We start from the raw sequence: 25959 nt of genomic DNA, 5'->3' as shown, positions 1-25959 counted from the left end.
AATGATTGCGAAATACGATGGTTCATTTTTACTACAACAGGAAGATGCTGCTGGTGTTGGCCGTTCTGGTGATCACAGGAGCTGTTGCATGCTTTAACAGCCGCTCCGAAAAAGTGGATTTCAGCACGGATGTAAAACCCATTCTGAATAAGAAATGCATTTCCTGTCATGGCGGTGTGAAAGCCAAGGGCGGCTTCAGCGTATTGTTCCGGGAAGAAGCCCTTGCAAAAACAGAATCGGGAGAACCTGCTATCATACCCGGAGATCCGGATAACAGTGAAATGATCCGCCGGCTTACCGTAAAGGATCCCGAAGAACGGATGCCCTATAAACATGAACCGTTGAGTGAGGAGGAGATCGGCATCCTGCGCCGGTGGATCAAACAGGGCGCCAAATGGGGCGACCACTGGGCCTACCTGCCGGTAAAGGAAACACCGGTACCCGATAAAGATAATTCCTGGATCCGGAATGATGTGGACCGCTTCATCTACGAGAAACTGGATGAGCAGGACCTGAAACCCGCAGCGCCGGCCGATCCTCAAACCCTGCTGCGGCGGGTAAGCCTGGATCTGATCGGTATGTATCCATCCGCCGCAATCGCAGATCAATACCTCAAGAACAGCGACGATAAAGGATATGAACGGCTGGTAGATTCATTGCTGGCTTCTTCACATTTTGGCGAGAAATGGACCTCCATGTGGCTGGATCTTTCACGGTATGCCGATACAAAAGGATACGAATCGGATGGCGGGCGCAGCATCTGGCGGTACCGCGACTGGCTGATCGATGCGTTTAACAAGGATAAACCCTATAATGTCTTTTTAACCGAACAGGTTGCCGGAGATCTGTTGCCTGATCCTACAGATGCACAGTATATCGCTACCGCCTTCAGCCGGAATACCATGACCAACGATGAGGGAGGAACGGATAATGAAGAATTCCGCGTGGCAGCAGTAATGGACCGGGTAAATACCACCTGGGAATCGCTAATGGGTACCACCTTTGCCTGTGTGCAATGCCATAGCCATCCTTACGACCCTTTCCGGCATGATGAATACTATAAGTTCATGGCGTATTTTAATAATACACGTGACAATGACATCCCGGCGGAATACCCGCTTATAAGGGAATACAACGACTCTATGAAGTTGCAGCTGACACAGCTGATGCAATGGATCCGTGAAAACGGCACCGCAACGCAGACGCAGCAGCTTTACCAGTTCCTGAGAACCTGGCAGCCGGTGATCTATGCTACTACTACGGACAGTTTAAAGAACGCAATCATTATTAACAAGAATGTGGCATTGGGTATGCGCAATCATTCCCATGTGCGGCTGAAGAATGTAAAACTGGACGACGCGGAACAGGTGGTCTGGAACTTTTATTCCAACAAGCCCGGCGGAAGACTCACCTTCAGGGTTGATGCGCCCGACGGACCCATGCTGGCATCTGTCCTGATCGAGCAAAAGGACGGATGGCGGAAAGCTTCGGCTGAAATGCAGCCCCATGCCGGTACACATGATGTATACGTGGTTTATGAAAATCCTTCCATGCCCGCTGCATCGGAGGATATCCTGGGTGTATTTGAATGGTTCGGGTTTATTCCCGAGCTGCCGGCAAAGGGCAGTCCTGAATATACCGCCCGGAAAAAAACCTACTGGGACCTGATCAACGCGCCCGTTACAACAACCCCCGTTATGATGGAAAACCCCGGCTGGCTGCGGCGCGAGACCCATGTGTTTGAGCGTGGCAACCGTCTTACACTGGGGAAGGAGGTGGAGCCCTCGGTTCCGAAGTCGCTGCAGTTCGCCATGCCGGCCAATGCGCCCAAGAACCGCATGGGGCTTGCACTCTGGCTTACAGATAAACGGAACCCGCTGGTATCAAGGACCATGGTGAACCGCTTGTGGGAACAGTTGTTTGGTACCGGCATTGTGGAAACCCTGGAAGATATGGGTACCCAGGGCATGCTGCCGACGCATAAGGAGCTGCTGGATCATCTTTCCTGGAAATTCATGAACGATTATAAATGGAGTATTAAAAAGCTGATAAAAGAAATGGTGATGAGCGCCGCTTACCGGCAGGATTCGAAACTGACGAATGAACTGAAAGAAAAAGATCCGGCCAATAAATTCCTGGCCAGGGGTCCGCGGGTACGGCTCAGCGCCGAGCAACTGCGGGATCAGAACCTCTGCATCAGCGGATTGATGAGTGGTAAAATGTACGGCCCGGGAGTAATGCCCTGGCAGCCGGAAGGCATCTGGCTTTCGCCGTATAATGCGGCCAAATGGCGCAACAGTACCGGGGAAGACCAGTACCGGCGTGCCGTGTATACCTACTGGAAACGGACGGCTCCCTATCCTTCTATGATCTCATTCGATGGGGTGCAGCGCGTCCTGTGCACCGCGCGGCGGATCAAGACCAACACGCCGCTTCAGGCGCTGACCACATTGAACGACTCGGCCTATATCGATATGGCCAGGCATTTTGCCTATCGTATGGAGAAGGAGGGCGGCAGAGATGTGGCCGGTCAGATAAAAAAGGGCTATCAGCTCATGCTCTACAAACCCATTAAAGAAGATAAGCTGAAAGTATTTGAGGACCTGTACCGGCAGGCACTGAAGGAATTCAGTTCCGGGCCGGGAAAAGCAGTGGAAATGGTAGGCGGGCAGAAAGAAAAAGCAACACCCGCTACAGCGGCACTGGTGGTAGTGGCCAATGCCATGCTGAATCTTGATGAAGTGGTAGTGAAGAATTAAACAGGGCACAAAAAGAATTGCAATGACAAAAAAAGACCTTATTGATCAACGGCTGGTCCGGGAAGCAGAACAAATGGTGATGTGGACACATACCCGCCGTCACTTTCTGAAAGAGAGCGCCATGGGATTGGGTGCGCTGGCAATGGGATCACTGCTTGGCAGTTGCGGCGGCAAAAAGAAGGGGGCGCATTCTATCGTATTTGATCCTGCGCATCCGTTACTGCCAAAGGCTCCTCCGTTTGTTGGCAGAGCAAAGAGCGTGATTTTCCTGCACATGGCCGGGGCGCCTTCCCAGTTCGAGCTGTTTGATTATAAACCCGAACTGGCAAAAATGGATGGGCAGGACTGCCCGCCTTCCTTCCTGGAAGGGAAACAGTTCGCGTTCATTACCGGCGTGCCCAAAATGCTGGGACCTCAGGCTACATTCGCAAAGCATGGTCAGTCCGGTGCCTGGGTAAGCGAGCACTTCCCGCACTTCTCCCAAATGGTGGATGATGTCACTTTCCTAAAGGCTGTAACCACCGATCAGTTCAACCATGCCCCGGCACAGCTGCTGGTGCACACCGGAAGTCCGCGGCTGGGAAGACCCAGCATCGGCAGTTGGGTGACCTACGGCCTGGGCACGGAAAATCAAAACCTGCCGGGTTTTGTGGTGCTTACCAGTGGTGGCAGTTTTCCCGATGCCGGGAAAAGCGTATGGGGCAGCGGGTTCCTGCCATCGGTTTACCAGGGAGTGCAGTGCCGGAGTGAAGGCGACCCGGTATTGTTTATAAAAGATCCGGACGGTATGAGCCGCGACCTGCGCAAGGCGTCCATAGATGCGGTCAATAAGGCCAATATGCAGGAATACCAGGACTACAACGACCCCGAGATCCTTTCCCGCATCTCACAATATGAAATGGCTTACCGGATGCAGATCACGGCACCGGAGGTGATGAATATTAATGACGAGCCGCAATACATTCATGATATGTATGGTACCAAACCCGGTAAAGCCTGTTTTGCCAACAACGTATTGCTGGCACGAAAGCTGGTGGAAAAGGGGGTGCGTTTTGTACAGCTGTTCGACTGGGGCTGGGATGCGCACGGGGATAATGCAAGCAATGCCCTGAACATCGGTATTATTAATAAATACAGAAGTGTGGATAAACCGGTAACGGCATTACTGCTGGACCTGAAACAAAGAGGCCTGCTGGAGGAGACCCTTGTGGTATGGGCAGGCGAGTTCGGGCGTACGCCGATGATGGAGAACCGCAACGGGGCACAGAACCCGTTTAAAGGAAGAGATCACCATACGGAGGCCTTTACCATCTGGATGGCCGGCGGCGGTATAAAAAAGGGCTATACGCATGGTGAAACAGATGAGATCGGATATACCGCGGTAAGCGGAAAGGTAGACGCTTTTGATATACAGGCCACCATCCTAAACCAACTGGGATTCGATCACGAACAGTTTACCTATCCCTACCAGGGGCGGCCGTTCCGTCTTACTGATGTGGGCGGTAAAGTAATACAGGAAATTATTGCATAAGGATAAGAACGATGGAGAAGCATATGAATCAGAACCGGAGAAGCTTTTTAAGAACATCGTCTGCTGCTGCTATGGCGGGGATGTTTTTTCCAGCCATGGGATCAATGACAACACCCGCAGCCTTCAAAACGCCTGCCAGTGCCGGCTTCCGGCTGGTAGTAATGGCTACCAACTGGGGATTTAACGGAACCACAGATGCCTTTTGCGCCGCTGCAAAAAAAGAAGGGTACGACGGTATCGAAGTATGGTGGCCCGCGGAAGCTGCACAACAAAAAGAACTGTTTGATGCGTTGAAGAAACACGACCTGCAGGTGGGCTTTCTTTGTGGCGGATACCAGGCAGATTTTAAGGAACACCTGGATTTTTTTAAAGGGGCGGTAAAAGCGGCTGCTACCAACGGTTTCAGGCCGCCTGTATACATCAATTGCCATTCCGGAAGGGATCATTTCAGCTATGAAGAGAACAAGGCATTTATAGATGTTACTGCAGCGCTTTCCGCGCAGACGGGTATCACCATTTGTCATGAGACCCACCGTTCACGGATGTTGTTTGCGGCACATATAGCACGGCAGTTCCTGGAAAAGAATCCTTCCCTGCAATTAACACTGGATATTTCACACTGGTGCAATGTGCATGAAAGCATGCTGGGCGACCAGAAAGAAGCCGTGGCCCTTGCACTGGAGCGGACCGCACATATCCACGCACGCATCGGACATCCCGAGGGCCCGCAGGTAAATGATCCCCGGGCACCGGAATGGGAAGCCGTGGTAAAACAGCATTTCGACTGGTGGGATGTGGTGGCCGAACGGAAACGGAAACAGGGAGCGGTGATGACGGTACTTACCGAGTTCGGTCCGCCCAATTATATGCCGGTACTGCCGTATACCCGGCAACCGGTGGCGGATCAATGGGCCATTAATGTACACATGATGAAAACACTCAGAAACCGGTATCAATAACAGCGTATGATGATTCTTGCCCTTGTGGATGCGATAGGACGATTTCACCCGGTATTGGTTCACCTGCCCATCGGCGTATTGCTGGCAGCATGCCTGCTGCAGTTGTTCTCAAAGCGTTTTCCCCTGCTAAAGCCTGCTGTTCCGGTATTGCTCTTCTGGGGTGCCGTGGCTGCTGTTGCTTCCTGTGTTACCGGGTACCTGCTTTCGCTGAGCGGTGATTATGATGCAGCGCTGGTAACACAGCACCAGTGGCTGGGTATCGCCACGGCGGTGGTTTCATTATTGTATTATTTGTTGAACCGGCTTTCACTGAATGCAAGATATGCGAACCTTTCTTCCATAACAGTTATAGCGCTGATCACCGTTACCGGTCATCTGGGCGGCTCGCTGACCCATGGTTCGGATTACCTCACCGCCGGAATGACCGGTGATCCCGCGGAGGAAGCCGCAAAACCCATCCCGAATATCCAGGAAGCCGTATTGTATACTGATGTGGTGCAGCCGCTGCTGAAACGGAAATGTTACAGCTGTCATGGCACCAGCAAACAAAAAGGAAAGCTGCGTCTGGATGAAGAAGCCTATATCCTGAAAGGAGGTAAGGATGGAAAGGCCCTGGTAAGTGACAAGCCGGACGAGAGCGCGTTGATCAAACGGTTACTGTTGCCGTTGAATGATGATGATCATATGCCGCCAAAGGAAAAACCGCAACTCACTCCGAACGAAGTGGCGGTGTTGAGCTGGTGGGTCAGCACCGGCAACAGTTTTACAAAGAAGGTAAAAGAGCTGCCTCAAACCGATAAAATAAAGCCGGTACTGACAGCGTTGCAATCGGGCAATACCGGCAGCAGCGAACCAAAGCGCACGGACGTGCCCGAAGCGGAAGTAAGCGCCGCCAGTGAGGAGACAGTTCAGCAGCTGAAAGATGCGGGTGTGATAATAGTGCCGGTTTCAAATGAGAAAAATTATTTATCAGCAAATTTTGTAACTACCGGCAGCCGGGCCCGGGAGCTGGTTAAACTGCTGGAACCGTTGAAAAAACAGCTGGTCTGGCTCCGGCTGGATGGCAGCAATATGGATGATGCCGGTCTTAAAGAGATCGCAAAACTGGAAGGGCTTACAAGACTTTATCTCAGCAATACCGCAATAACCGATGCCGGGCTGCAATACCTGAAACCGCTGAAACAGCTGCAGGTACTGAACCTGGTGGGGACAAAAGTTACGGAGAAAGGTGTTTTACAATTAAAAACACTGGGGGGGCTCCGCGGGCTCTATCTTTATAAGACCAATGTGAACAAAACTGCCTGGGCACAATTAAAGCAGGCCTTTCCCAAAACGGTGCTGGACTCCGGCGGGTACAATGTACCCATCCTTGTTACCGATACCACCCTTGTTACCGCAGATCAGCAAAAAAAATAACCTGTTTTGCTTCAGGCAACATCCAGGTAATGGCTTACTTCGATAAACAGGGCATCAAAGTAAAAATAAAAACTATAGCTATCCCTTATATACCGCGGCGGATGCGCGATGGTAAGCCCGTCACCGGTTAGCTGCTGGTACAACCGGTCCACTGCTGCCGTGCTGTCAAGTATCCAGCCGATGTGGAACGCTTTGGGATAGCTGATGGCCTCTTTCTGTGCCATTAACACAAGCGTGAAATCCGCTGTATTTTTTAATATGGCAAGCTGGTGTACACCTTTTACATGTGTACAGGAAAAGCCGAAATAGGTCTCAAAAAAAGTGATCCCTTTCGGAACATCGGAAAGAACAAGGTTGAGATGATTGATCGTCATAATAACTGCTGTTTTTTAATCGAATGATCATTCGATTAATGGTTAAAAAAAATCAGGGTTTCAGTGCCTGTAATACCGGCAGGAACGCCTGTTTGAGCTTTTGCTCGGTGAGTGAGAAGGGAGTACCAGCCATGCTGCTCTGATCCAGGTGAAATTTAACGAGCGTATAAAAAGGGCCATATGCCAGCGACCAGAAGATCTCGGGGGGAAGCTGCTTCAGCGTTCCGCTGCGCACGGCATTTTTTACAAACTGGTTCATGGCGTTCCTGAAAGCCGTTGGCGCCGGCGCCTGGTGCCGGAGGAGCGGCGAATTGCGGAACTGCTCATAAAACCGGTATTCTGTGGGATTTTTGCAAATGTTTTTGAACCGGTTCTTCCACTGCAGCCACAATCCTTCCTCAAAGGGCATGGTTTCCGAAAAACCCGCCAGGGCATCCTGCTCAAATTTTTCCAGTACACCGGTATATAATTTGAGCAGCAGGTCTTCCCGGTTCTCAAAATAGACATAGAGTGTGGAGGGGGACAGGCCGGTATCTTTTGCCAGCTTCTGCATGCTGAACCCGTCAAAACCCAGCCTTACGATCAGCGCAATGGCTTTTCGCCGGATCAGTGCTTCTTTTGCGTCGTCCCTGGGTTTCATACTGCAAATATAATCGAATAGTCATTCGATTAAAAATAAAATGCGGCCGGATGCTTTGGCAGGCCCGTTTTTACCGGACGGGTACTTTTATTGCCGGGCAGGGGGTTTTCCTTATAATTTTTTGTAGCTTAGGACCCAAATTTTAGGGATGAAACGGATTCGCTTGTTGTTTATCGGTATAGCCCTGCAACTTACTGCATCGGCACAATCAAAAGTATTGGTTCCCGGGACGGCAGCAGCCAACGGTTTTTCCGGCGAACGCCTGCAGCGCATCGACCGGGTGATACAGGAATACGTACAAAAGAACTGGATCAAAGGGGCAACCGCCCTCATTGCGCACAATGGCGTGATCGTATATAATAAGGCATTCGGGCTCAATAACGCACAGAGCGGCACTCCGCTGAAATCAAACGATATCTTCCGGATCGCTTCGCAAACCAAGGCCATCACCAGCGTTGCCGTAATGATGCTTTTTGAGGAGGGAAAATTCCTGCTGGACGATCCCATTTCTAAATTCATTCCTTCCTTCGCCCGTCCAAAAGTACTGGATCAATTCAATGCAGCGGATTCTTCTTATACCACTGTTCCCGCAAAGCGGGAAATTACCATCCGGGACCTGCTGACACATACATCCGGACTGGATTATGCGCAGATCGGCTCCCCCAACATGAAGGCCATTTATGCAAAAGCCGGTCTGGAAGCCGGGTTTGTGATAAAGCCCCAAAAACTGGCGGACGCTATCGACCGGCTGGGAACGTTGCCGCTGGTGCATCAGCCGGGAGAACGGTTTACCTATGGGCTCAATACCGATGTGCTGGGTCGCCTGGTGGAGGTGGTATCGGGAAAAAGCCTGGATGCTTTTTTCCATGAACGCATCTTCGGACCGCTGGGCATGCAGGACACCTATTTTCAGCTGCCGCAGGCAAAACAGTCAAGACTGGTAAGCGTCTATACGGAAGACAGAACTACAAAGGCCGTTATTCCCTGGTCTGATACTACCTTCAGAGGCGTCACCATCGACTACCCGGTCAATAACAACGGCTATTTTGCCGGCGGGGCCGGACTGGTTTCCACCACTGCGGATTACGCCACGTTTCTGCAAATGCTGGTGAATAAAGGTGTTTATAACGGAAAACAATTGTTGTCGCGGCATACCGTAGACCTCATGACCCGGAACCAGATCGGTGACCTGATGCTGGGTAATAATAAATTCGGATTAGGGTTTGAGATCACCACGGAAAAAGGCGCTGCAAAACTCGGACAGTCCGCGGGCAGCTTTGCCTGGGGCGGGTTCTTCGGCACTTCTTACTGGGGAGATCCCAAGGAAAATATTGTGGCATTGCTGTTTGTGCAGCAATGGCCTTTCTCGCACGGAGAGATCAATGATAAGTTTAAAGCCCTGGTATACCAGGCACTGAAATAATATATTTATAAGCCCCTTTTTAAAAATCATGAAACAAATTTTACTTCCGGCTGCAATGCTGATGGTATTGCTAAGCAGTTTTGGCCTGTCTGCAACAGCACAGAAAAAAAGCAGGATCCTATTTGCAAAAAATCCCATTGTAGCGCACCGGGGTGCGTTCAAAAAGAACCAGCTCCCCGAAAACTCCATTGCCTCGCTGAGACATGCCATTCAGTTGAAATGTACCGGAAGCGAATTCGACATCCAGATGACCTCGGATGATTCGCTGGTGATCAACCATGATCCGCATTACAACAAGCTGATGATAGAGGAAACGACCTATGCGGAACTGATCAAAACGCCTTTATCCAACGGAGAGCGGCTGCCCACCCTGCGGGAGTATACCCTGGCCGGGTTAAAAGGGAACACGACGACCCGCCTGGTATTTGAAATAAAACCTTCAAAGATCAGCAAGGAAAGAGCGCAATTGGTTGCGGAACGCGTGGTGCGGCTGGTACACCAGCTGGGAGCCGCTCCCATGGCGGTCTATATCAGCTTTGACTACGATGTGTGTAAAAAAGTAAAAGCGCTGGATCCGCAGGCTCATGTACAGTACCTGAATGGTGATAAATCCCCGGAGGAAATAAAGGCAGACGGCCTGGATGGTGTGGATTATCATTATTCCGTTTTTCAGAAACACCCGGACTGGATCGCGCAGGCGAAAAAGAATCATATCGCCCTGAATGCCTGGACCGTGAATACCGTAACGGAGATGGACTGGCTCCTGGCCAACGGGTTTGAGTTTATTACTACCAATGAACCGGAACTGCTGGCGGAACGTCTGCAACAGACACCGCCTGCAAAAGGCTGGCGCCTTGTATGGAGCGATGAGTTTGATGGCACTGGTTTGCCGGATGACAGCAAATGGAATTATGATGTGGGCGGTAACGGATGGGGCAACCGGGAATTGCAATACTATACCCGTGCAGACAGCAACAACGCGGTTGTAAAGAATGGCAAACTCATTATTACGGCGCGTAAGGAGCAACGGGAGCAAAACAGCTATACCTCCGCGCGGCTGGTTACAAAAGGCAAAGGGGACTGGCAATACGGAAGGGTGGAAGTAAGCGCCAAACTGCCATCAGGCAAAGGGACCTGGCCCGCCATCTGGATGCTGCCCACAAACGGGAAATACGGCGGATGGCCCGCGAGCGGGGAAATTGACATTATGGAGCACGTAGGCTATAACCCGGATACGGTTTACAGCAGTGTACATACCAAAACATTTAATCATGTAAAAGGCACACAAAAAACAAAAGGGCTGTTACTGGGAACTGCGGATGCCGGGTTTCATTTATATGCCATCGAATGGACAAAAAACGGGATCAGTTTCTTTGTGGATGATCAGCCTTTTTTTTCTTTCAGGAATTCCGGAAAAGGTGCGGCCGAATGGCCGTTTGATCAGCCGTTCCACCTGTTGCTGAATATTGCGATGGGAGGCAACTGGGGGGGCAAATATGGCGTGGATGAAAACCTGGATACTGCTATTATGGAAGTAGAGTACGTACGCGTATTCCAGAAATAGCCTTGCTGCAGGTTATACGGACGCAACCGGTAATAAAAAAACAATATGAAAAAAATAATAACCGTACTCATCGCTGTATTGACGCTGACAGTGGTTCACGCACAGGATTATTCGCTGTTCAAAAAGTATCAGTTCATACAGAGTGGCGATACCCTTCCTTACCGGTTGCTGCTACCGGAAAATTTTGATCCTCAGAAAAAATACCCCCTTGTTTTGTTCCTCCATGGCCGTGGTGAAAGCGGCGACGACAATGAAGCACAGTTGCTGCACGGAGGTGCGTTGTTTCTGAAAGAAGCCAACCGGAAAAAATTTCCTGCGATCGTTGTCTTTCCCCAGAATGCTGTGCGCTATTACTGGAGCAATGTACAGACCGTTGCCGACTCGGGTGGTAAGCGCAGTTTTTATTTTGTAAAGGACGGACCGCCATCACCCAGTCTGCGCCTGGTGATGGAACTGCTGGGCAATCTGAACCGTCAATACAAAATAAAGGAAGACCAGGTATATGTAATGGGGCTCAGTATGGGCGGTATGGGAACCTTTGAAATTGTTAACCGCATGCCTCACACTTTTGCAGCGGCCATACCTATTTGCGGCGGCGCCAATACCGGTATTGCGCCCAACCTGAAGAACACGGCGTGGTGGGTCTTCCACGGAGGAAAGGATAACGTTGTATTACCGGAATATTCGCAGAAAATGGTGGAAGCCATGAAGGCAAACGGCATTCCGGTACGCTTTACAGTATATCCTGAAGCCGGGCATAACAGCTGGGATGCCGCATTTGCAGAACCTGGATTGCTAAACTGGTTATTCTCCAAAAAACAAAATCATAATTTTATCAAACCCTCCAACAATTGAGATCCGCGGGTGTTAATTTATTATGAATTAGCAATTGATTAAGTGGTAGTTGGCTTATTCATAAATAGTTTTGTATTTTAATAAATGGCACTGGAAGCAAACGATCATTTGTTTTGGAATGATAAAAAACAGCGCAACTTTTACCATTTATTTCATATCTTACGGGTATGAATGAATAAATATTTGAGTGATGAAGAATACGTATCGTTTAATAGGATTTGTGCTTTTAGGAATCGCTGCGTCAGCTGTTACAGGTGCGGTATGTGAAGTACGCAGAAGAAATGCGATGAAACGATTGCTGGACACTGCCAATGAAGGCTATGAAACCGCACATGATATTATCTACCCTGAAAAAGGAAATTACAAACGCGCTAAAAAGCTGCGCTACGGACCCATATATCCCGGAATGTAATGCGTCGCATCCCACATAAGTCTGTGAAATCCCTGAATATATAATTTTGAAACCATGCGTCGGTTGCTGCGGTTTCTTTTGTTACGACCTGTTTTGTGGGCTGCCAGAAAATTTGATTCCAATCCGGACAAGGCCCGGATCTATGATGCACTGACCAAACTTTTCAATAGTATATTGAAGAATCCGGATAAGCTGGGGCCGGTGCTCCCTTTTGACAGCACAGCAGACAGGATCATTATCTTTTCGGATCAGCATAAAGGTGCCCGTAATGGTGCGGACGATTTTATGATGGCGGCGACTACTTATTTGGCAGCATTGGATTACTATAATGAGCGGCAGTTCCGTTTTATCAACCTCGGCGATTGTGAGGAACTTTGGGAGAATACCCTGAACAGGGTGCGTAAAAACAACCGGGAGCAGTTTGCCGCTGAAACCGCTTTTGTACAGCGGGATGCTTTTATCAAGATTATCGGCAATCATGATCTTTACTGGGGAAATGATCCGCTTGCGGGTCTGGAGCTGGAGTCCCTTTACGGCCGGAAGCTGAAAGCCTACGAAGGGGTGATTCTGAACACGGTCATAAAGGGAAAGGAATTGCGCATCTTTTGCACCCACGGTCACCAGGGAGACGCCAACAGCGATGGGAACTGGTTTACAAAATTTTTTATCTCCAGGATCTGGGGACCTTTTCAGTCCTACCTGCGGATCAATCCCAATGAGCCGTCCAACAATGCCTATAAGAAGACCGTTCATAATGAGATCATGTATGAATGGTCGGCAGAACAGGATCATATCCTGCTGATCACCGGTCATACCCATCAGCCGGTTTTTGAATCGCTGACGCACATCGAACGGTTGTACCGCCAGCTGGACATTGCAAAAAACGCCCAGGACGAGCCCACTATACAAAAGATCCGTGAAGAGACCCATTCCTATCAGAAGCGGTTCGACCTGCTGACCTTTGATTATAAAAAAATGCTGCCTACTTATTTCAATACCGGCTGTTGTTGTTTTTCGGACGGGGATATAACGGGAATAGAACTGGAGAACGGATGGATCCGTCTGATCAAATGGAAAATGACCGGGGAGACCCCCGATCGTACAATATTGGAGGAGATGCCGCTGGAAGCGATCATGGACCGGATCAGCCGCTAGCCGGTCAGCTGAATCAGGTAGGGGCGGGGGAGGCCGCTCAGCATATCTTCATGCTCCAAAATATCGTGAGAAGCAAAAGATAAATGTGAGCGCAGGCTTATCTTTTTATATTTCACGTTTCACTTGATAGCAGTTTATCTGTTTGAAAGCACCAGGAAGCTGTGCTGTTTTCCATGATAGTGATTATAGATGATCACCTGCTTTACAGCTGCGGGAAGGGTTCCTTTTTTTAGAAAATGAGCAGGGATATTTCCCGTTTGCAGGAAATGCACGGCCAGCCATACCGCAAATGATGTTGCTGTGGGGTATTCTCCGGTTATATGTTTAAAACGGAGCACAGGAACCGGTGCTGCCAGCGACTCCAGCGCATCATAAAAATGCTGATACCTGTTGTCGCCGTTTTCCCCGGAAAGCAACAGGGTGTCACCGGTAACCGGAAGCCGGTCCAGCAGTTCACCGAACCGTACTGTTACCAGCTGTGCATCGGGCGTATGTACGGTTTCTATGGCCGTTATTTCTGCAAGTGCACCGGCAGCATTTCCGCCAAGCAGGAACAGGGCCGCACCCTCTCCTGCAATGGTGGCCGGGTGGCTGCCGGTAAACAAACCGGTGCTGGTCAGAGCAGGATCATACCATCCGGCCAGCCGGTCGATATTATAATTATAAGTGGATATTTCATCCACTGCTCCTGTCAGATAGGTATTGCCCGGGTGTTCTCTCAGGAACAGCTGTGCATCCAGCAGGGCATTTTCAAATGCCAGTCCCAGGTGCACATGCGTGGCATTATAACTCCGGTTCTTAGTGATAAGACTGAGCTGCCCGGCAATGGCATTGGGTGTACTCTGGACAAAATTGCCTGGAGTAAGCATCCCTTCCTCATAGTCAATGATCTGGTTGAGGAATTTGATGCAGTCTTCCATTCCCCCGTTGGCTGTGCCGATGATGATCCCATCGGGCATTGCTTCTTTCAGAAGGGGTAGTCCTGCGCCGATGCCCATCCGTACCGCCTTGCTCATCCTGCGCAGCATGCCTGCCGGTACCCCTTCAAGCGCCGGCTCCAGTGCAACCAGTTTTCCGTCCGCCGAAGGGATCAACTCCTCCAGGTTTACAGTGTTCGCAGTATGCTGCGGGGAGATACAGAACTGTTGATGGATATACACGCAAAAAATTTGGGCTAAGATAACAAAAAGGGGCAAACAGCGTCTGAAAAGCCGGGTGCGGCCGCTATTCAGGGTTTAACGAATCCATTAAAAAAAATATAGTTACTTCGCAGGGATAAAAGAAGCAGTACATGAATATTTTAATAACAGGAGCTTCTCAGGGCATTGGTCTTGCCATTGCCCGGGCGTTTGCAAAAAAAGAGAACAGGATCTTCATTACATCAAAAAACGAAGTAAAGCTGTACCATACCCTGGAAGCTCTTCAGCGCCAGTATCCGGATACCGAATTCCGGGCCAGGGCTTTTGATCTTTCGGTGAGGGAGCAGGCTGTGGCATTGGGAAACTGGATGCTGGAACAGGGCACACCCGATGTGCTGGTGAACAATGCGGGGCTTTTTGAGCCGGGAAACGTGAGCGATGAAGCGGATGGTGTGCTGGAAAGCCAGATGGCGCTGAATCTTTACAGTGCCTATCACCTTACGAGGACCGTTTTACCGGCAATGAAAGCGCAGAGAAAGGGCTTTATTTTTAATATCTGTTCCGTGGCCGGTCTTCAGGCGTATCCGGGAGGTGGTTCTTACAGTATCAGTAAATTTGCGCTCAACGGCTTCAGTCAGAACCTCCGCGAGGAGTTGAAGCCGCATGGCATTAAGGTTGCTGCGCTATTTCCCGGTGCGGTGATGACCGCGTCCTGGGGAGATTTCGACAACAGTCAGAAACGGATCATGGAAGCCGGCGATATTGCACTGCTGATCGAAACGGCTACACGGCTTTCGGCTGCCGCCTGCGTGGAAAGTATTATCTTAAGGCCTCAATTAGGCGATTTATAAAAACACAGGAACGTGTGCCTCTTATCAGTACCCCTGCGCACCTCCTGTAAATGCTGCCGGTTCCGGCGGAACGGAGAATAAAGAATATGAAACGATTTGGTTTATTGATGCTGCTGGTATGGGCCTCGGTTGCGGCAATGGCGCAGCGGAATGTGCTGGAGGCAAGACTGCGAAGCAATATTTACCTGAATGTGTATGCGAACAAGACCAATTGTTATATCGGGGAACCGATCATTGTGACGTATAAGCTTTATTCATCCCTGGAATCTGTTTCGGAAGTGTCAAAGGATCCGGAGTTTGCGGGATTTGATATCCGGGATCTGATCACGTCAGGAGATGGGATGGTAAGCCGCGAAACGGTTAACGGCGAAAGTTTTGACGTACATACCATTCGTAAAGTACAGCTTACCCCCCGTGAAACCGGCAGGTTGGAACTGGATCCCATGGTGATCAATAACCGCATCCGGCTGGTGGATGGCTCCGGCAACAGGAGCTCCTTGCTGGACGGTATTGATGATAACCTGCCGTTACGGAACGGGGAGTACCGGATGACGATCGCATCAGTACCCATTGCCATTACCGTGAATGATGCCCCGGCAAATGCGGCCCCAACCGTCTATAATGGTGCTGTCGGTGATTTTAAAATGAATGTGCATCTTTCCAAGATCAATTTTACACCGGGAGAGCGGGGCTCGCTGCAGATAAGCATTTCTGGTGCCGGCGACTTTGGCCAGGTGGTGCAGCCGGCTGTGGAGTGGCCCAGGGATATTGTCGTTTATCCGGCCAGCGTGCAGGAGCAATACAACCGGAACAGCAAGACCGGTCCTGGTACAAAAGTGTTTACCATTCCTTTCACCGCAGGTAAAGTAGGATCTTACACGATAATGCCCATCAGGTTCTCTTATTTCGACCTCAAGCAAAACCGGTATAATACGATCAACAATCCCCCGATCACGTTCTATTCAAGAGAGCCGGGTGCTGCCAGGCCGGGCCCGGACCGGAGCAATATCACAGTGGAACGGAATGAGGGGTTGGGCATGCTGCTGATCGGACTGGGGATTGTGGCACTCCTGTTGTTGGTATGGTTGCTCATCCGCCGGTCAAAAAGTAAACGTGCTGTTCGCAGTGCGGCGCCTCCGAAGGTGCAGCCGGCACCTGTTCCCGTGGTAAGTCCGCCGGTATCGCAGCCGGCAGCAACGGTGGAAATGCTGCTGCAACCCGCTGAAAATGCTGTTTCAAAGAGTGGCAACGCATTCTACGGATTGCTGAAGCAGGGTATGATACAGTATTTTGAACAGCGCTACCAGGTAGCTGCTGCATTGTTCAACCGGTCTGCTCTGAAAGAGAGCATGAGCCGCCGGAATGTTCCGGAGGCGTTTCAGAATGAAGTGTTCAATACGCTTACCGAGATCGAAATGAATATTTATTCTGCAGGAGGAATGGACAACGACAGGATCCGGCTGCTGGAAAAAACACGGGCCGTATTGAATAAATTATAATTCCGTATTACTGTTTGTATTCGATTTTATAAATAGTTCCTTTTACATCATCGGTTACATACAGGGAGCCATCGCTGCCCTGCGCCAGGCCACAGGGCCGGTGCTGTGCCTGCCTTGGTGAAAGCACTTCGGGAACACCGGCAAAGCCGTCTGCGAAAACCTCCCATTCCCCCGAGGGTTTACCATCCCGGAAGGGGACAAATGCCACCATAAAACCTTCCTGTTTTTCGGGTGTCCGGTTCCAGGAGCCATGGAAGGCCACAAATGCACCGTTCCTGTATTTTTCCGGGAACTGATTGCCGGTGTAAAATAAGAGTCCGTTGGGGGCCAGGTGTGCAGGGAATGCAACCACTGGGTCAATGTACTCCGCGCTGCCTTCTTTTTTGCCATCACCGCCATATTCGGGCGCCTGTATCTTTTTCTTCTGGAAGGGGTCGTAGTAAATAAACGGGAAACCGGCATTATCTCCCTTTTTAATCCGGTACATGCATTCTGCCGGCAGTTCGGCCGACTGCTTCTGGGTATACAGGTCGGGGAAAAGATCGTGCAACTGGTCCCTTCCGTGCTGCATTACAAAAAGAGTGTTGTTTTGCTGGTTCCAGTCCATCCCTACCACATTGCGGAGCCCGGTGGCATAGCGGGTACCTTCAGGATAGGATTGGTTGAGTTTGCTGGCGCTGAACTGCCAGATACCACCGGCGGAATCCAGGAGGGGGCACCCCGGGATACCCAATGAACCGGGCTGCCGGTCTTTTTCCTGGCAGGAGTTTAAAGGGAACCCGATATTGACATAGATATTACCGTCGTTATCAAGCACAATGGATTTGGTTTCGTGCTGCCGTCCCATTTTCAATCCGGAGATGACGGTCTCCGGTTGTTCCGGATTAATGACCTCATTCTTATCATTCAGCTGATACCGGAATACCGCTTCATTCGAAGAGGCAAAGAGGTACCCGTTCTTTAAATAAAGACCGGTGCCGCTGTAATTTCCAAACCCTCCGGTGACAGTCGCCTTTCCGTCCGCCCTCTCCTTTAAAACGAGGATGGCCTTGCCGTTTTTGGGCCGGGACAATTTAACATAAATGATGCCCTGGGGAGTTACCACAATATCTCTTGCTTTTGCGGAGCTATCGAGAATGGTATGCGCTGTAAAGCCCTGGGGAAGCTTTATCGGTGCGGGTGCTGCCTGCTGACCCGGCCGGGGTTTTATTTTGGAGGGAGGTACAAAAGAGATACAGAGCAATCCGCAGATCGCTGCCGCCAGAAGGGAAAATGATTTACTGAAGTTCTGTTGCATAAAAAAGTAAAAGGGTAATTAAATCCTTTTTTACGGACAGAGGGGCCATAAAAAAGCATACTGCAAATGACAAAATACTTTATAAAAAAAGTACCGGGTATTTGGCTAACCTGTAAATTATTTTAGCTTTTTGCCGGTTCGTCCCGGATGCTCACAGTGTGCTGCGGTACTTCGCTATGCAGCAGGGTGTTTTTGGCTGTTTTGGAAAGATCGCTGCTATCGAGCCGGATATTGGCTGTTTTTTGCCTTCGACTTCCATAAAAACAGCTCCTTCTTTCAATACCCTTGCTGCGCTGATAAAAACATCCCTGCAATTCCGGACGCGTACAACGGAGCGGCTTTCACGGTCTCCCTGAACATTTAATCCAAGCACCTGTACATCTTCTGTATTGTCCATCAGTACCGCCGGTCGCCGGTCAACGGCAATTGTTTTCAGCCGGATGTTATATAAGGAAAGGTTCTTTATATTCCGCGCAAACAGACCATAGGCATGAGGTGTACCGATTTCAAAATATTCGCCGGACGAATGCGGCATTTCGGCAGCGGCTTCTTCCGTTGTACCACCCCCCGGATAACAGACCTGGATCCGAGGCTGCAAATGCCCGGGTCAGGCCATAAACTCCTTCTGGTACATCATCGGGCTTTTGCCGGTAATGATTTTAAAATATTTATGAAAACTGGTAAAGTTGTTGAATCCGCTTTCAAAACAAAGCCGCTTCAGGCATTGATTGGTTTCGATCAGCAGTTTGCAGGCATGCCCCACTCTCAGTTCGATCAGGAACTGGGAATAGGTTTTCCGCGTACGCGATTTAAAAAAGCGGCAAAAGGAGTTCGGACTGATATTGGCAACATCAGCGATCTCTTCCAGTTTTATCTTGCGTCTGAAATTTTTGATAGAATAGTCAAAAACAGCCTGTATCCGTTCGTTATCCGTGGTTACACCATCCGGTTTAAACCCGATGGAAGAAAGTGTGGCGCACTTTTTCTCTTCCGAAAGGAGGGCCAGTGCTTCAAGCATCAGTATGATCCGCTGGCTGCCTTCAACTGTCAGGAGCTTTTCTAAAATAGCAGCGATTTCGCGGCGGGCGCTCCCCAGCACCTGCAGACCCCTCCGCGATTTATCCAGCAGGCTCCGGATGCCGTTATTCTCGGGAAGCTGCAGGAACTGACCACCCAGGAACAGTTCTCCGAAATGCGCTACCCGCACATCCGTGGTGCGGATGGAATCTTCGTCAAAGAACGAATCATCAAATTTCCAGTAATGGGGCAGGTTGGGGCCAACGAGCACCACGTCCCCGGAGCGGAAACGCCGGATATTGTCTCCAATGAACTGGGTGCCCTCTCCGCTTTTGATATGGATGAGCTCCAGTTCGGAATGCATGTGCCACTTGTTGTTCACATGCGGTACCAGGTCCCTCCGGACGCTGAACGAACGTTGCGGTTCGTTGGCAACTTTAAGCAACTGCGGTCTCATAGCTAAATGGATTCGTCAATCAATCATTATTATTCGTAACAAGCAAGGGAATATGAAATTAGAAGTTTATGCACTGCACAAAAAAAATAATTACGCAATCGTTGTCGGAATTTTTACTAGGAAGCTCCTTTTGGGAGTTTTTTTTATTTTTTTACCAGTCCGTCCCGTCTTTTTTTGATGGATTCAAAAAAATGCCGGCAGCCGTCAGGGCCAAAATAACTGAATATACTGCCAGACAAACTGAACGCCTCCCTGCCGGAATGGGGTTTCTTTGTATGGTCTTTCCGGTGATTTAAATTATTGCAATGAAAAAAAATTGGTTGCTGCTCTCCATCTTTATTTCGGGTATTGCAACGGCGCAGGTTCCGCGTCTTGAAAAACTATGGGAAACAGATACGATCATTCCCATCCCTGAATCCGTTTTGCCGGATGTAAAGGCAAAGGTTCTTTATGTATCCCTTATAAACGGAGGTGGATGGGATGAGGATGGAAAGGGCGGTGTTGGAAGACTGAGCCCGGACGGGAAGCAGTTCGACAGCACCTGGATTGAAGGATTGGATGCCCCCAAAGGTTTGGGACGGGTGGGTAATAAGCTATTTGTGGCCGATATCTCGGCAGTGGTCGTTATCGATATACCAACGGGTACAATAGAAAAAAAGATACATATCGATGGGGCCACCGGATTAAATGATATTGCCACGGATGCCCGGGGTGCGGTCTTTGTTGCGGATTCCCGGAAGGCCAGGATATGGAAACTGGAGGGGGAGCGACCCACCCTGTACCTGGATAGTATCAAAGGCGCAAACGGGTTGAAAGTGATCGGCCCGGACCTCTATTTTGCGGAGGGAAAAAAGCTGAAAAAGATAAATGGGCGTAAAGAAGTGACACTGGTAGCTGTGTTGCCACAGGGTATTGACGGTATTGAACCGGCAGGTAACGGCGACCTTATTGTTACCGCCTGGAGCGGTTATATCTTCTATGTGACGGCTTCCGGTAAGATCAGTCTGCTTTTGGATACACATGCAGAAAAAATGAATACGGCTGATATTGGTTATGATCCCGGTAAAAACATACTGTACGTACCCACTTTTAACGCCAGGAAGGTGGTGGCATATCAACTGGTGCGGGAATAAACCGGCAAAAGCGGATAAAAAAAGCGGCCCCGGAGTTATCCGGACCGCTTTTGAATAAGATCCAGCACCGCTGCCTAATCCCTTCTTCCCCCCAAAAATATAGAGAGGTATTGAAGCAGCAGCACCACGGCAGCCAGTGCGGCTACTACATAAGTGGTTGCAGCCCATTTTAAGGCGTCTTTTGCCATGGGATATTCCTGGCTGTTGGTAATATTCGTATGATTCAGCCAGGCCAGCGCTCTTTTGCTCGCATCAAATTCCACGGGAAGGGTGATCAATGAAAAAAGTACCGTAACGGCCATTAAAATAATACCGATCAGCAATAAGGTATAGCTGCCGGATGCTGCAAGGACCAACCCGGCCAGAAGCACCCAGTTCACAATCGTGGAGCTGAATTGTACGGCAGGAACCAGCCTGCTCCGCATTTCCAGTGGCGCATACTGTGGTGGCATGCTGCACCGCATGGCCACACTCGTGTGCCGCCACGGCAGCTGCAGCTACCGTACGTCCCTCGTACACTTCCGGACTCAGATTCACCGTTTTTTTTGACGGATCATAGTGATCGCTTAAAAATCCCTGTACGGAAGTAACCTGTACATCATGGATGCCGTTTTCCCGGAGCATTTTCTCAGCCACTTCTTTTCCGCTCAGCCCGGCAGACAGGGGCACCTTACTGTAACGGCTGAATTTACTCTTTAAAATCATCGATACTACCATGCTGATACCCATGAATAGCAACGATACCATCATAATTCCTGGTGTCATGTTTCCTGATTTTTTTTAGTATTCCCGCAAAACTCACTCCAACAGCAATATATAAAACAAACCCGACTTTTTGTCATGTAGATAAGTTTTTTTAAGGATATTTTAGGAGTGGTTTATTTAATAATTTATTGATTATTAATAAAATATGATATTTTTTAGGACTGAAATTTCAACAGTTTTTAATTTCTTAACCCGGCCTTCCCCGAATTTGATTTTTTATTTCTAAGCCAGATTTGTACCTTAGTATCAGAATTTAATGGGTTAGTAAGTATTAAGGTCAGTCGAAAGACTGGCCTTTTTACTTTTTTTGAAGGGAGACCCGGAACAGGAGCAACATAGGGTATAATGCGCATTATTTTGCTGCTTAAATCCAATAACCGGCGTTCCGGATCCCGATATTCAATTCTGTTATCTTTATTGCATGGCTAAAGTTAAAAAATCTTTTTTTTGTCAGAACTGCGGATATGAGAGTGTAAAATGGCTGGGCCAATGTCCTTCCTGCGGGCAATGGAATACGTTTGTTGAGGAAGTGATCGATAAAGGCAGCGACAAACCAAACTGGGATCAATATACCGGTACAGAAAAACGTATCAACAAAACCATTTCCCTTCAGGATATCGTAAGCAAGGATGAAAAGCGCATCACCACCAGGGATACTGAACTGAACAGGGTACTGGGAGGCGGCATTGTGAACGGAAGCATTATCCTCGTTGCGGGCGAGCCTGGTATTGGAAAAAGCACACTGTTCTTACAGTGCGGTCTGCAATTTACAGATACAAAGGTTTTATATATAAGTGGTGAGGAAAGCGAACAGCAGATAAAAATGCGTGCGGACCGTCTGATGGCAGGTGGCGGCGCCATCAATGAACAATTCTTTTTGCTGACCGAGACGTCTACCCAGACCATCTTCCAGGAAATAAAGAAACTGAGACCACAGATCGTAATAGTGGACTCTGTGCAAACGCTGCAGTCGCCGGTCATCGATGCGTCTCCCGGAAGTATCTCGCAGATCAAGGAATGCACTTCCGAATTTCAGCGGTATGCCAAGGAAACCAACACGCCTGTTTTTCTGATCGGGCATATTACCAAGGATGGCAGCATCGCCGGACCCAAGATACTGGAACATATGGTGGACGTGGTATTGCAGTTTGAAGGAGACCGGCATTATGCCTACCGTATCTTACGTACCTTAAAAAACAGGTTTGGCAGCACTTCCGAACTGGGTATTTATGAGATGACCGATGCCGGAATGCGGGGCGTACTGAATCCGTCAGAAATCCTGATCACTCAAAAAGAAGATCAGCTGAGCGGTATAGCGATCGCTGCAACCATCGAAGGAGTGCGGCCGTTGCTGATAGAAGTACAATCGCTGGTAACCCAGTCGGTTTACGGAACACCGCAACGTACCGCAACGGGATTTGATCTGCGGCGGTTGCAGTTGTTACTGGCAGTGCTGGAAAAAAGAGGCGGGTTTCATTTCGGGGTAAAAGATGTGTTCCTCAATATTGCCGGCGGCATTAAAGTGGAAGACCCGTCAATTGATCTTGCCGTACTCTGCTCATTGCTTTCTTCCTATGAAGACACGCCACTGGCCCAGACGATATGTTTTGCAGGAGAAGTGGGATTGAGCGGTGAAATAAGGGCGGTAAACAAAATTGATCAGCGGATCGCAGAAGCGGAGAAGCTGGGCTTCGAAAAAATAATCGTTTCAAAATACAATCAATCGCTGAAAAACACCAGCCGGTTCAATATTGAAGTGATCCGTATGGGCCGTGTGGAAGAAGTGTACCAGTATCTTTTTTAACGGCTCACATCATTATGTGATCTCAAAGATTTTTTAGTAGCGGATATTTATTTCAATTTTGTAACTGAAATAGAAAACTATTCTGCTATTAATTGACATTCCCCAAATTCTTTGCTATGAGTACAAAATCAACAAAAAGGGTGGTACTGGCGGCTGCCGCTTTTTTTACAGTTACCGCCGCTTCAGCACAGGCACAACTGAGAAGTATTACGGTTAATGTGGACCTCAGGGAGGTTACCGGCGTGTCTCCGGTTGCTCCTACCGGAGACGGAGTGGTGGACTTCGTTTACCAGACAGCGACAGATTATAACACAGACAAAAGCATTACGGTAACGAACCAGTTCCGGGTTACCAGCACCGCTGCCTACAGCATTGTAGTGCGTGGCTCCGGCGATTTTACCGGCAGTCCTTCCAACACGTTGTCGCTCGGTATTTTGCGACTGAGTGCAAAAGCTTCAGGAGCGGAAAATTTTTCAGGTGAAATCACACCTACTACTACGAATCAGGCGATCATCAGCGGGGCAACAGCTACGCTGGACCAGGGCTACGATGTATTGTACCGGATCCCCCAGACCGCAACCCTGCTGAATGCGGCCAAGGAAGTTTATACCACCAATATCATTTACAGCGCAACGGCGCCATAAGCGGCAGGCTGACAATGCAAAGCAGGTAATTCTTGTAATAAGGATTCCTGCTTTCTTTTTTCTTATCAAGTACCCCCAACAGTGGCCAGATATTTTTCATTATTTTTCTTATGTATGGCTGTTTGCTGCGGCAGGCTGCAGGCACAACAGCTCTCGTTCTCCCCAATGCGGCTGTTTTTTAAAGGAGCACCTGGCGAAAATGTGAGCGAGGCACTTATCATTGCCAATACCACCGCTGCCCCGTATGAATTCCTGGTCAGCATTCAGGATTGGAACCGGGACTCGCTGGGTGTAAAACATTATTTTCCGGCAAATACATTACCACGTTCCAATGCGCAGCGCATCCGCCTGCCCCAGACCAGTCTTGTTATTGCCCCGGGGGAAACAAAGACCTACCTGGTCACCATGCAGATTCCTCCTGCCGGCACGCAGCATACCACCACCAATAGTATGTTGTTCTTTACCCAAACAAATGCCCGCAGGGCGGAGTCGGGGGATAAATCGGGGATCGGTTTAAAGATCAGCCTGGAGTTCGGGATCCAGCTTTTTTATACACCCGGAACTGCAGAGAAAGGCACGCTCCGCTTCCTAGCCTTTAACTATGATCCGCCGGCGGCAGGCGATACGGCGCTGCAGCGACTGGCGATCAGATATCAGAATACAGGATCGGTTCATAAGGATGGCTTTGTACGTTTTGAGCTGACGAACAAACAGACCGGGGCAGAAATAAAACCGGATCCCATCCCGTTTGCCATAATGCCTTTAAGCGAACAGGTGGTGTATTGCAGACTGAACGATATTCCGGAAGGAGATTACCTGGCCGTAGCCATACTGGATACAAAATCCGACAATGATCTGAAAGTGGCGGAAAAAAATATTCATGTTAAAAAGTAATGCGATCTGTTCTTTTCTGTTTGTGCTGCTGACGGGCCTTTCCGGGCCGGTGATAGCGCAAAGCGCATTGCTGACCATTGATGAGGCTGCTTTGATAAACGGGCAGGCTGCAGCAGTAGCCAGCGGTTATTATTTTAACGCCGGGATTTCTGTGATACCGCAGATCACCGTAAAGGGCAACGGGGACCTGGACGCGACTTCAGGTGGTGGCAATCCCATCCCGATCGGAAAATTTACCGCGGCGGCAATCAACGGCACTACAACCGGTAATGCTGTTACGCTTACTACCAGTCCGCAGACGGTTACAGGGTCCCTTCTCGGCCTGGTGCTGCTGAGCAGCGGACCGTTTTCCATGAAATATACAGCACCCGATCTGGCAGCAACGGCATGGCAGGCCGGCTCCTATACCAAGAGCCTGACCATGGGGCTGGCGGGGATCAATCTTTTAGCTTCCGTTACCCCGGAAACACTCAATCTGACTGTGGATGTACCGGCATTTATCAAAGACATCAACGTACCTGTTGATATTACATTGCAGGTAAATAATCTGAATTTTTTTCGCAATATGCCGCTTGAAACGCAGGTGGGCATTGTTCTGCGGCATACGGTACCGGTAAAAATGAACATATCGGCCAACACGGCGCAGTTCGCCTTTTCAAACGGGTATAACGGCATCGCCGATCCGCATGCGGCAACCGGAAAGGTCCAGCTGCAACTGCTTTCTCCTGCAGGTCCCGTCATGGCACTGAGCTCCTCGGCACAGCAGCTCGTTGCCAATGCGCCGCTTACAGCAGGGAACAGCACCAGCCTGAACACAAGGTTTTTTATCAGTGCTTCTGATCTTAAAAGTAGTTTTATAAACAAGGGGAACTACACCACCACGCTAACCTTACAGGGCTCCAATGCAAGCGGTCTTGCCGCAACGTACAGCAAGCTGTTGAACCTCACCGTGGCGGTAAGTGACCTGGCGGAGCTGAACCTTGGCAGCAGCCAGGTGAACCTGGTATTCCAGACAGCGGCTGATTATAAGAACGGTGTCACGGCTGATCTGACCGGGCATTTGCTGGTCAGTAAAACCACGCCCTACGATGTCAGCGTTAAAGCACAGACACCGGAACTGACATCCGGCACAGGAGCCGCCATCCCGGTAAGTATATTACGTATCGGGCCTGCTTCCGGGCAGACAGGTGTGGCGACTGTAAATGCCCTTTCAACAACAGACCAGGTCCTGGTAAGTGCAGCAGCTCCCGTAGTTGACCGCTCTTTTGATATACGCTATCAGATCCCTGCGGGCCAGACCGCCAACCTCATCAATAAACCGGGTGGAATTTACACCGGGACGGTTATTTATACCCTCACGGCACATTGATC

General features: G+C 49.6%; 23 protein-coding genes and 1 pseudogene. 16 read left to right on the top strand and 8 right to left on the bottom strand.

Annotated elements, in window-relative coordinates; all coding sequences use genetic code 11:
- Positions 1–17: 17 nt before the first annotated feature.
- From K7B07_RS09530 to K7B07_RS09515, 4 genes are read left to right on the top strand one after another with little or no spacing between them, the layout of a single operon-like run.
- Complete coding sequence (locus K7B07_RS09530; protein ID WP_223709205.1) at positions 18–2759, top strand: DUF1553 domain-containing protein; 2742 nt, start codon at positions 18–20, stop codon at positions 2757–2759.
- A 22-nt stretch (positions 2760–2781) separates the two neighbouring features.
- Positions 2782–4290, top strand: coding sequence for a DUF1501 domain-containing protein (locus tag K7B07_RS09525; protein WP_223709204.1), 1509 nt, complete (start codon positions 2782–2784; stop codon positions 4288–4290).
- A gap of 11 nt (positions 4291–4301) precedes the next feature.
- Positions 4302–5249, top strand: a complete 948-nt coding sequence (locus K7B07_RS09520) for a sugar phosphate isomerase/epimerase family protein (protein WP_223709203.1) — start codon at positions 4302–4304, stop codon at positions 5247–5249.
- A gap of 6 nt (positions 5250–5255) precedes the next feature.
- Positions 5256–6665 carry a c-type cytochrome domain-containing protein gene (locus K7B07_RS09515; RefSeq protein WP_223709202.1) on the top strand — a complete coding sequence of 470 codons (1410 nt, stop codon included), beginning with the start codon at positions 5256–5258 and terminating at the stop codon, positions 6663–6665.
- Between the two features lie 11 nt (positions 6666–6676).
- Here K7B07_RS09515 and K7B07_RS09510 read toward each other — a convergent pair whose 3' ends face one another.
- The gene (locus K7B07_RS09510; RefSeq protein WP_223709201.1) at positions 6677–7039 is read right to left on the bottom strand and encodes a VOC family protein; all 363 of its coding nucleotides are present in this window, start codon (positions 7037–7039) and stop codon (positions 6677–6679) included.
- A gap of 52 nt (positions 7040–7091) precedes the next feature.
- Positions 7092–7679, bottom strand: a complete 588-nt coding sequence (locus K7B07_RS09505; RefSeq protein ID WP_223709200.1) for a TetR/AcrR family transcriptional regulator — start codon at positions 7677–7679, stop codon at positions 7092–7094.
- 148 nt (positions 7680–7827) lie between these two features.
- Here K7B07_RS09505 and K7B07_RS09500 point away from each other — a divergent pair, with 148 nt between their 5' ends.
- From K7B07_RS09500 to K7B07_RS09480, 5 genes are all read left to right on the top strand, one after another.
- Positions 7828–9102: a serine hydrolase domain-containing protein gene (locus K7B07_RS09500; protein ID WP_223709199.1), complete on the top strand. Its 1275-nt coding sequence runs from the start codon at positions 7828–7830 to the stop codon at positions 9100–9102.
- Between the two features lie 28 nt (positions 9103–9130).
- A complete protein-coding gene (locus K7B07_RS09495) occupies positions 9131–10666 on the top strand; it encodes a family 16 glycosylhydrolase (RefSeq protein WP_223709198.1) in 1536 nt (511 codons plus the stop codon).
- Between the two features lie 45 nt (positions 10667–10711).
- Positions 10712–11521, top strand: a complete 810-nt coding sequence (locus tag K7B07_RS09490) for a carboxylesterase family protein (RefSeq protein ID WP_223709197.1) — start codon at positions 10712–10714, stop codon at positions 11519–11521.
- Positions 11522–11711: 190 nt separating this feature from the next.
- A complete protein-coding gene (locus tag K7B07_RS09485) occupies positions 11712–11933 on the top strand; it encodes a hypothetical protein (protein WP_223709195.1) in 222 nt (73 codons plus the stop codon).
- Positions 11934–11987: 54 nt separating this feature from the next.
- Positions 11988–13088 (top strand): metallophosphoesterase, encoded by a 1101-nt coding sequence (locus K7B07_RS09480; protein WP_223709194.1) that lies wholly within the window; start codon positions 11988–11990, stop codon positions 13086–13088.
- Between the two features lie 134 nt (positions 13089–13222).
- On the opposite strand, the gene K7B07_RS09475 is transcribed toward K7B07_RS09480, so the two are convergent.
- Positions 13223–14248, bottom strand: a complete 1026-nt coding sequence (locus tag K7B07_RS09475) for a beta-ketoacyl synthase chain length factor (RefSeq protein ID WP_223709192.1) — start codon at positions 14246–14248, stop codon at positions 13223–13225.
- Positions 14249–14379: 131 nt separating this feature from the next.
- Here K7B07_RS09475 and K7B07_RS09470 point away from each other — a divergent pair, with 131 nt between their 5' ends.
- Positions 14380–15078, top strand: a complete 699-nt coding sequence (locus K7B07_RS09470) for an SDR family oxidoreductase (RefSeq protein ID WP_223709191.1) — start codon at positions 14380–14382, stop codon at positions 15076–15078.
- A gap of 86 nt (positions 15079–15164) precedes the next feature.
- Positions 15165–16577, top strand: a complete 1413-nt coding sequence (locus K7B07_RS09465; RefSeq protein WP_223709189.1) for a BatD family protein — start codon at positions 15165–15167, stop codon at positions 16575–16577.
- Between the two features lie 7 nt (positions 16578–16584).
- Here the strand turns inward: K7B07_RS09465 and K7B07_RS09460 are convergent, their stop codons facing one another.
- The 3 genes from K7B07_RS09460 to K7B07_RS09450 all read right to left on the bottom strand — a co-directional run bounded on the left by K7B07_RS09460 (position 16585) and on the right by K7B07_RS09450 (position 19348).
- Positions 16585–17874, bottom strand: a complete 1290-nt coding sequence (locus tag K7B07_RS09460; RefSeq protein ID WP_223709187.1) for a PQQ-dependent sugar dehydrogenase — start codon at positions 17872–17874, stop codon at positions 16585–16587.
- Between the two features lie 151 nt (positions 17875–18025).
- Complete coding sequence (locus K7B07_RS09455) at positions 18026–18472, bottom strand: hypothetical protein (protein WP_223709186.1); 447 nt, start codon at positions 18470–18472, stop codon at positions 18026–18028.
- Between the two features lie 9 nt (positions 18473–18481).
- Positions 18482–19348 (bottom strand): AraC family transcriptional regulator, encoded by an 867-nt coding sequence (locus tag K7B07_RS09450; RefSeq protein ID WP_223709184.1) that lies wholly within the window; start codon positions 19346–19348, stop codon positions 18482–18484.
- Positions 19349–19653: 305 nt separating this feature from the next.
- Between K7B07_RS09450 and K7B07_RS09445 the strand changes: the two genes are divergently transcribed.
- Positions 19654–20481 carry an SMP-30/gluconolactonase/LRE family protein gene (locus K7B07_RS09445; RefSeq protein ID WP_223709182.1) on the top strand — a complete coding sequence of 276 codons (828 nt, stop codon included), beginning with the start codon at positions 19654–19656 and terminating at the stop codon, positions 20479–20481.
- 74 nt (positions 20482–20555) lie between these two features.
- Here the strand turns inward: K7B07_RS09445 and K7B07_RS27615 are convergent, their stop codons facing one another.
- Both K7B07_RS27615 and K7B07_RS27610 read right to left on the bottom strand, forming a co-directional pair.
- Positions 20556–20906: a zinc metallopeptidase gene (locus K7B07_RS27615; RefSeq protein WP_262903500.1), complete on the bottom strand. Its 351-nt coding sequence runs from the start codon at positions 20904–20906 to the stop codon at positions 20556–20558.
- A 79-nt stretch (positions 20907–20985) separates the two neighbouring features.
- Positions 20986–21186 (bottom strand): annotated as a pseudogene (locus K7B07_RS27610) (zinc metallopeptidase); the annotation flags it as partial.
- Positions 21187–21667: 481 nt separating this feature from the next.
- Between K7B07_RS27610 and radA the strand changes: the two are divergent.
- The 4 genes from radA to K7B07_RS09420 all read left to right on the top strand — a co-directional run bounded on the left by radA (position 21668) and on the right by K7B07_RS09420 (position 25957).
- Positions 21668–23050, top strand: coding sequence for a DNA repair protein RadA (gene radA, locus K7B07_RS09435; protein ID WP_223709181.1), 1383 nt, complete (start codon positions 21668–21670; stop codon positions 23048–23050).
- A 116-nt stretch (positions 23051–23166) separates the two neighbouring features.
- The gene (locus K7B07_RS09430; protein WP_223709180.1) at positions 23167–23694 is read left to right on the top strand and encodes a hypothetical protein; all 528 of its coding nucleotides are present in this window, start codon (positions 23167–23169) and stop codon (positions 23692–23694) included.
- A gap of 114 nt (positions 23695–23808) precedes the next feature.
- Entirely contained in the window at positions 23809–24588 is a 780-nt protein-coding gene (locus K7B07_RS09425; RefSeq protein WP_223709179.1) for a COG1470 family protein, read from the top strand.
- The gene (locus tag K7B07_RS09420; RefSeq protein ID WP_223709178.1) at positions 24575–25957 is read left to right on the top strand and encodes a hypothetical protein; all 1383 of its coding nucleotides are present in this window, start codon (positions 24575–24577) and stop codon (positions 25955–25957) included. The genes K7B07_RS09425 and K7B07_RS09420 overlap by 14 nt, the downstream gene beginning before the upstream one ends.
- The last annotated feature ends 2 nt before the right edge of the window (positions 25958–25959 follow it).

The organism is Niabella beijingensis, assembly GCF_020034665.1.
Classification (GTDB): Bacteria; Bacteroidota; Bacteroidia; order Chitinophagales; family Chitinophagaceae; genus Niabella; species Niabella beijingensis.
The sequence above is the reverse complement of the archived record's forward strand: the minus strand, read 5'-3'. Positions and strand labels throughout refer to the sequence as shown.

What these genes read in the sequence shown, in the direction of transcription:
- K7B07_RS09530 (WP_223709205.1), top strand. Translation starts at nt 18, where the DNA reads ATGGTTCATTTTTACTACAACAGGAAGATGCTGCTGGTGTTGGCCGTT.
- K7B07_RS09525 (WP_223709204.1), top strand. Translation starts at nt 2,782, where the DNA reads ATGACAAAAAAAGACCTTATTGATCAACGGCTGGTCCGGGAAGCAGAA.
- K7B07_RS09520 (WP_223709203.1), top strand. Translation starts at nt 4,302, where the DNA reads ATGGAGAAGCATATGAATCAGAACCGGAGAAGCTTTTTAAGAACATCG.
- K7B07_RS09515 (WP_223709202.1), top strand. Translation starts at nt 5,256, where the DNA reads ATGATGATTCTTGCCCTTGTGGATGCGATAGGACGATTTCACCCGGTA.
- K7B07_RS09510 (WP_223709201.1), bottom strand. Translation starts at nt 7,039, where the DNA reads ATGACGATCAATCATCTCAACCTTGTTCTTTCCGATGTTCCGAAAGGG.
- K7B07_RS09505 (WP_223709200.1), bottom strand. Translation starts at nt 7,679, where the DNA reads ATGAAACCCAGGGACGACGCAAAAGAAGCACTGATCCGGCGAAAAGCC.
- K7B07_RS09500 (WP_223709199.1), top strand. Translation starts at nt 7,828, where the DNA reads ATGAAACGGATTCGCTTGTTGTTTATCGGTATAGCCCTGCAACTTACT.
- K7B07_RS09495 (WP_223709198.1), top strand. Translation starts at nt 9,131, where the DNA reads ATGAAACAAATTTTACTTCCGGCTGCAATGCTGATGGTATTGCTAAGC.
- K7B07_RS09490 (WP_223709197.1), top strand. Translation starts at nt 10,712, where the DNA reads ATGAAAAAAATAATAACCGTACTCATCGCTGTATTGACGCTGACAGTG.
- K7B07_RS09485 (WP_223709195.1), top strand. Translation starts at nt 11,712, where the DNA reads ATGAAGAATACGTATCGTTTAATAGGATTTGTGCTTTTAGGAATCGCT.
- K7B07_RS09480 (WP_223709194.1), top strand. Translation starts at nt 11,988, where the DNA reads ATGCGTCGGTTGCTGCGGTTTCTTTTGTTACGACCTGTTTTGTGGGCT.
- K7B07_RS09470 (WP_223709191.1), top strand. Translation starts at nt 14,380, where the DNA reads ATGAATATTTTAATAACAGGAGCTTCTCAGGGCATTGGTCTTGCCATT.
- K7B07_RS09465 (WP_223709189.1), top strand. Translation starts at nt 15,165, where the DNA reads ATGAAACGATTTGGTTTATTGATGCTGCTGGTATGGGCCTCGGTTGCG.
- K7B07_RS09460 (WP_223709187.1), bottom strand. Translation starts at nt 17,874, where the DNA reads ATGCAACAGAACTTCAGTAAATCATTTTCCCTTCTGGCGGCAGCGATC.
- K7B07_RS09450 (WP_223709184.1), bottom strand. Translation starts at nt 19,348, where the DNA reads ATGAGACCGCAGTTGCTTAAAGTTGCCAACGAACCGCAACGTTCGTTC.
- K7B07_RS09445 (WP_223709182.1), top strand. Translation starts at nt 19,654, where the DNA reads ATGAAAAAAAATTGGTTGCTGCTCTCCATCTTTATTTCGGGTATTGCA.
- K7B07_RS27615 (WP_262903500.1), bottom strand. Translation starts at nt 20,906, where the DNA reads ATGCGGAGCAGGCTGGTTCCTGCCGTACAATTCAGCTCCACGATTGTG.
- radA (WP_223709181.1), top strand. Translation starts at nt 21,668, where the DNA reads ATGGCTAAAGTTAAAAAATCTTTTTTTTGTCAGAACTGCGGATATGAG.
- K7B07_RS09430 (WP_223709180.1), top strand. Translation starts at nt 23,167, where the DNA reads ATGAGTACAAAATCAACAAAAAGGGTGGTACTGGCGGCTGCCGCTTTT.
- K7B07_RS09425 (WP_223709179.1), top strand. Translation starts at nt 23,809, where the DNA reads ATGGCTGTTTGCTGCGGCAGGCTGCAGGCACAACAGCTCTCGTTCTCC.
- K7B07_RS09420 (WP_223709178.1), top strand. Translation starts at nt 24,575, where the DNA reads ATGTTAAAAAGTAATGCGATCTGTTCTTTTCTGTTTGTGCTGCTGACG.